Raw genomic sequence first — 5,054 nt, forward strand, 5'->3', positions numbered from 1 at the left:
GGGGGGGGGATAAATTGGCTGTCTCCCCCCCCCCCCCCCCCGGGGGGGGGGGGGGGGCCCCCCCCCCCCACGGCCGGTGGTTTTCGGGTGCGACGACTCAACGGTGGCGTTCGAAATACTTCTGGTAGGCCTCGGCGGACGCAGCCAGATCTGGTCTCGCGGCCAGCACGGGCTGCAGCTTTCTGCGGGCCTCTTCACGCTTGTACGGGATGAACTCCGTCGGGAAATTTCCCTCGTGCGGGTGGTAATCCCTGAGCACGCGGCGCGCCACCGTCGCCTTGTGCACCTCGTCGACGCCGTCGGCGATGCCCATGGTCGGCGCGCCGGCGTACATCGCCTGGAGGGGCGTTAGATCAGTGGTGCCAAGCGAACCGAGGATGTGCAGAGCGTTGAACGACACCTCCCGCAGCACCTTCGCCATGGTGAACTTGACGGCGGCGATCTCGGTGCGCGCTTCCTGCGTGGAGGTGTTGTCGATCTTCCACGCCGTTTCGAGGACGAACAGTCGCAGCATCTTGATCATCGCGTAGGACTCGGCGATCTTCTCCTGCACCATCTGGTGTTCGGATATGACCTTGCCGTGAGATTGCCGACTGAGCGCCCGCTCGCACATCATGTCGAACGCCAAGTTGCACTGGGCGATGGTGCGCATCGCGTGGTGGATCCGTCCACCACCAAGACGCCTCTGCGCCAATACCTTTGCCCCGTCCTCCGGGCCGAGCAGGTGGTCGAGCGGCACCCGAACATCGCGGTAGACGATGTGGTTGTGATTTCGCGGCTCGGGCATGATTTCGACACCCGGTGACGTGCGTGGCACCACGAACATGCCGTTGGTACACATCACGAACAGAATGTCGGCGACCCGGCCCGCCGACGTGAACCATTTCTCGCCGTTGATCACCCATTCGTTGCCGTCACGGACCGCGTGCGTCTTGAACAGGCTGGGGTCGCTACCGCCCTGAGGTTCGGTCATCGAATACGCCGAGAACAGGTCCTGGTTGAGCAGTGGAATCAGCCAGCGTTCTTTCTGTTCGTCGGTGCCGTAGGCGGCGAGCATTTCCATGTTCCCGGTGTCGGGAGCCGACGCTCCGAACATGTGCGGTGCACCCGCATATCGTCCGATGATCTCGTTGAGCAAGCCGAGCTTGAGCTGTCCGAAACCGGGGCCGCCGAGCTCAGAGTCCAGGAAGATGGCCCACAAGCCCTGATCCTTGACCTCCTGTTGCAGCTCTCGGACATACGATTTCACCACCGGATCGGGTGAACGCACCGCATATGGGAAGACGTGGTCGAGCGGCTCGACCTTGTCCTCACAGAATTGCTTGACCCAGTCGAGCTTCTTCTGGAACTCCGGTTCGGTGCTGAAATCCCATGCCATACAGGCCTCCTCGAGTGATGCCCTGATTGTCAGGCATGTACCCCTGTCTAGCATCCGCCGCACAGCCCGCGAGGGAAAAGGCTCCGAGAACCCCGTGGCTACCCACAAGGTGACGGCGGATCCACACACGATCGGCGGCATTCTGCTGGCGATGCGGGCATCTTGCGGATCCTCGGCGCCATCGGACGTCCAGTTGATGGGCGAAAGCCTGGTCTGAGGGCACCTCGCGGACGCGACGACCCGTAGGAGTCACCGCGTCGGCGTTCGTCATACAGCTGCGCGGTCGACCCGGCATGCTGATGGCGTGCTGTTACTCACCGAGATGGTCGGACGCGACGTCATCGGCGATGACGGGGGCGTGCTGGGGCGTCTCACCGATGCGACCGTCCGACTCGGTTCAGACGATGTGGTGGTAGACCGCCTCGTCGTTCACGCAGGTAACGGCCGTGGGCTGTTGCTGCTCTGGGCTGAAGGCGCAGCATTTCAACACCGTGCTATCCGGCTCGCGTCGACCTCCTCGGCAACGACTCGCGCCTACAGCGGGTCCGCCTTGGAAGCGGACGAGATCCAGCTCGTACGAGATGTACTCGACACCCAGGTCGTCGACATCACCGGTCAGCGGCTTGCCCGCGTCGCCGACGTAGTGCTCGCACGACGGCATGACGGTCGCATCCAACCCGTCGGTGTCGAAGTGGGATTCGGCGCAGTGCTCAGACGGCTCGGCCTCGGGCGCCTCGTCTCTCGATTGCCGCCCGATACAGTCGCTTGGGCTGATGTGCACCTCACCTCCGAACGGGGACATGCCGTGCAGTTGGCCACGCCCCGCGCAACCATGCACCTGCTGGATGCGCGCGGCCTGGCCGGACTTGTCGCCCGCCTCGACACCGGATCGGCCACCGAGATCCTCGTTGCCAAAGGTCCTCTGGTCGCAGCCGACGTGATCCGCGCCAGCCATGCCGTCACCGGCGAGCGCATGCTTCGAGCCATGAGCGAATCGGAAGCGGCCGATGTCATCGAGGCGATGCCAGAGCATCATCGGAGACGTTGGCGCGAGCGACTGGCTCACCGATACACACGGCACAACCGGCCCCTGCTGCGGTCCCACGTATGGCCCCGCCGTCACCACCGCGCAACGGATTCGCCGCGGTGAAGCGTCGGTTCACATTTTCGGCGCTGCTGCTGGTTGTCGGGCCGGGACTACTGGCCGGCTTGTCCGACGACGACCCGGCAGGTATCACCACTTACTCAGTGCTGGGAGCCAGCTACGGTTATCAGCTGCTGTGGGTGTTGCTGCTGTCCACGGTGGCGCTGGTGATGTTCCACGGACTGGCCGCACGCATGGGAGTTGTTACCGGCCAGGGGTTGATCGGTTTGGTACGCCAACGATACGGGGTTCGCGTCGGTGCGGTTGTGCTACTGGCGTTGGTGGTCGCGAATGTCGGCACCATCAGCGCCGAGTTCGCCGGCGTGGCGGCGGGCTTCGAACTGTTCGGCATCGCCCGTTACATCACCGTTCCGGTGGCCGCGGTGGCAGTGTCAATCCTGGTGCTGCGAGGCAGTTTTCATCGCGTCGAGCACGTGTTGTTGGCGCTGTCGACGGTGTTGGTGGCCTATGTCTTCTCCGGCATTCTCGCCAAGCCGGACTGGACAGATGCGGCCCATGGCCTGTTGGTGCCGACGATGCCGTTGGACAGCGGCGCGATTGCCATCGTCACTGCAACCGTCGGGACCACGCTCGCACCATGGGGTCTGGCGTTCATCCAGTCCTATGCCGTGGACAAGAAATTGCGCACCGAAGATCTCAAACTCGAAGGCGTCGATGTCGTCATCGGCGCTCTCCTCACCGGCATAATCGGTTTCTTTGTCGTCGTCGCGTGCGCCGCAACACTGCATCGCAGCGAACGCACCATCAGTGATGCCGCCGATGCTTCGATCGCGCTGCAACCGTTGGCGGGCGACGCCGCCGCCACCTTGTTCGCCGGAGGCCTCATCGGAGCGGCCCTGTTGGCCGCCTCTGTCCTGCCCCTGTCGACGGCGTACTCGGTGTGCGAATACAGCGGATTCGAGGCCGCACTGGATGACGGATATCAGCAAGCCAGGACGTTCTATCTCACCTTTGCCCTGGTAACCGCAGTGGGAGCGCTTGTCGTTGTGATCCCGGGGATCCCACTGGTGACGATCCTGGTCGCCACGCAGGTCCTCAACGCAGTGCTGCTCATCCCGCTACTGTGCGTCATGATCGCGATCGGACGCGACGAAAACCTCATGGGTGAATTGACATTGCGCCGTCGGAGCGTGATCGCGTACTCCTTAGTTACCGCCGTCGTCATTTTGTGTGTGGTCGCGCTCGGCGTGGTCAGCGTGTCGGCCTGATATCGCCGAAGCTTATGAGCCTATGGGCGGTGCATCGATCCGGGCGGAGATCTGCCTGACGATCTTGACGGCCGAATCGGCCGGGTTGGCGCTGCAGGTATTGACATCGACCACGATGTTGTTGTTCGCGGTCAATGCCCGGCCACAGGCCCACCCGCCCGCCTGGGCGTTGGTCTGGGTTGTCACTGTGCTCAGTACGCCGCCGTCGGTGGAGATGGGTCCCACTTCCCACAGAGTGCCGGTCTGCGTGTGGGTGTAGCGCTTGCACGCCGGCCACAGTTGCGCTGACGAGTTATAGAAGGCCTTGGCCTGGTCGGCGTCGGCGAATCGGACCACCGCCTGCTTGGCGTAGTGAGTGAGGACGTCCGGCTCCGCCAGCGACACCTCTTGCTCGTCGGTGAATCCACTGTCCGCATACACGGGTGCTTGGGCGGCGCCGTCGACCGCGAGGCACTCACGGGGGGCCATCGTCCCGCTGTCATCCGACATTCGGGAGTCGGTGCCCGTCACAGCCATTCCCCCGGCCGCCATTGCTGCATTGATCTGTTCGGGGGCAAGCAGCAATCGAGGCAGCGTTTTTTGTCTCAGTGGCGTCGGAGGAAACGATGTAATCATCGGTCTTGTCGGGGTGGTCTCGGCCGCTTGTTCCGTCGACTGACCGCAGCCCGCGGTAAGGGCGCAAGCAGCAGCAATGGTGATTGCGGTGGTCGCAAAGCGCATTCGTCGTTCCCCCATTTCTGCGCTGGCATCTGAGTCACGGTGATGTTGAGCCGCAATGGATGAATACAGAAAAACAGCGTAGGCGTACTCGACGCAGAACATTTCCGCACTACGTTCGAAGACTTTCCGAAACCGTTATCGAAACACCATCAACCGCTCGGGCGAACGCACGCCGGCGGAACTGGCAGGCTCACCAGCGTCCGGTGATGCTTTAACACCCGGGTTGAGAGTCGACATCGTGACAAAATCGCGCCAGCCTGCACAATCGGCTACAGAGTGCAGCCCGGCGGTAACAGCGAGCCTTGCCACTCACACACTCAGGACGTTCCGCCCCAGCCAGGCGAGGTGCATACGCACCCATCCTGCGGCCGAGATCGCGCGGCTTCACCAAACGCGGCGTTGTGGACCTGACTGCTCGCCGTCGCGTCGACTCAGTCACCGCAGCACCGCGACAATTCGTCGTCAGTTCTTCCCAAAGCTGTCTAGCGGGGCTGTCTGAAGTGGGGCTGTTCAGAGTCGGGTGATGGTTGACGGATCTGTTTCGGTTGATCCTTGACACTCTTGTGTTGTGGTTTAGGCCTGT

Annotated in this window: 5 protein-coding genes; 2 read left to right on the forward strand and 3 right to left on the reverse strand. The window is 63.0% G+C overall.

The features are described 5' to 3' along the window. Positions 1-97: 97 nt before the first annotated feature. Positions 98-1,378, reverse strand: coding sequence for an acyl-CoA dehydrogenase family protein (locus tag A5779_RS25665; RefSeq protein WP_064886547.1), 1,281 nt, complete (start codon positions 1,376-1,378; stop codon positions 98-100). Between the two features lie 94 nt (positions 1,379-1,472). Between A5779_RS25665 and A5779_RS34810 the strand changes: the two genes are divergently transcribed. After that, a complete protein-coding gene (locus A5779_RS34810) occupies positions 1,473-1,595 on the forward strand; it encodes a hypothetical protein (RefSeq protein ID WP_269085852.1) in 123 nt (40 codons plus the stop codon). Between the two features lie 180 nt (positions 1,596-1,775). Here the strand turns inward: A5779_RS34810 and A5779_RS34135 are convergent, their stop codons facing one another. Further along, positions 1,776-2,444, reverse strand: a complete 669-nt coding sequence (locus A5779_RS34135; protein ID WP_165609833.1) for a hypothetical protein — start codon at positions 2,442-2,444, stop codon at positions 1,776-1,778. A gap of 41 nt (positions 2,445-2,485) precedes the next feature. On the opposite strand from A5779_RS34135, the gene A5779_RS25675 reads away from it, so the two are divergent. Next, positions 2,486-3,751 carry an NRAMP family divalent metal transporter gene (locus A5779_RS25675; RefSeq protein WP_064886549.1) on the forward strand — a complete coding sequence of 422 codons (1,266 nt, stop codon included), beginning with the start codon at positions 2,486-2,488 and terminating at the stop codon, positions 3,749-3,751. A 12-nt stretch (positions 3,752-3,763) separates the two neighbouring features. On the opposite strand, the gene A5779_RS25680 is transcribed toward A5779_RS25675, so the two are convergent. Beyond that, complete coding sequence (locus A5779_RS25680; RefSeq protein WP_330220085.1) at positions 3,764-4,573, reverse strand: sensor domain-containing protein; 810 nt, start codon at positions 4,571-4,573, stop codon at positions 3,764-3,766. Positions 4,574-5,054: the final 481 nt, after the last annotated feature.

The organism is Mycolicibacterium peregrinum (assembly GCF_001665625.1).
Taxonomy (GTDB): Bacteria; Actinomycetota; Actinomycetes; order Mycobacteriales; family Mycobacteriaceae; genus Mycobacterium; species Mycobacterium peregrinum_B.

Excerpts from the sequence above, each read along its gene's own strand:
- A5779_RS25675 (WP_064886549.1), top strand. The coding sequence starts at position 2,486 with ATGGCCCCGCCGTCACCACCGCGCAACGGATTCGCCGCGGTGAAGCGT.
- A5779_RS25665 (WP_064886547.1), bottom strand. The coding sequence starts at position 1,378 with ATGGCATGGGATTTCAGCACCGAACCGGAGTTCCAGAAGAAGCTCGAC.
- A5779_RS25680 (WP_330220085.1), bottom strand. The coding sequence starts at position 4,573 with ATGTTCTGCGTCGAGTACGCCTACGCTGTTTTTCTGTATTCATCCATT.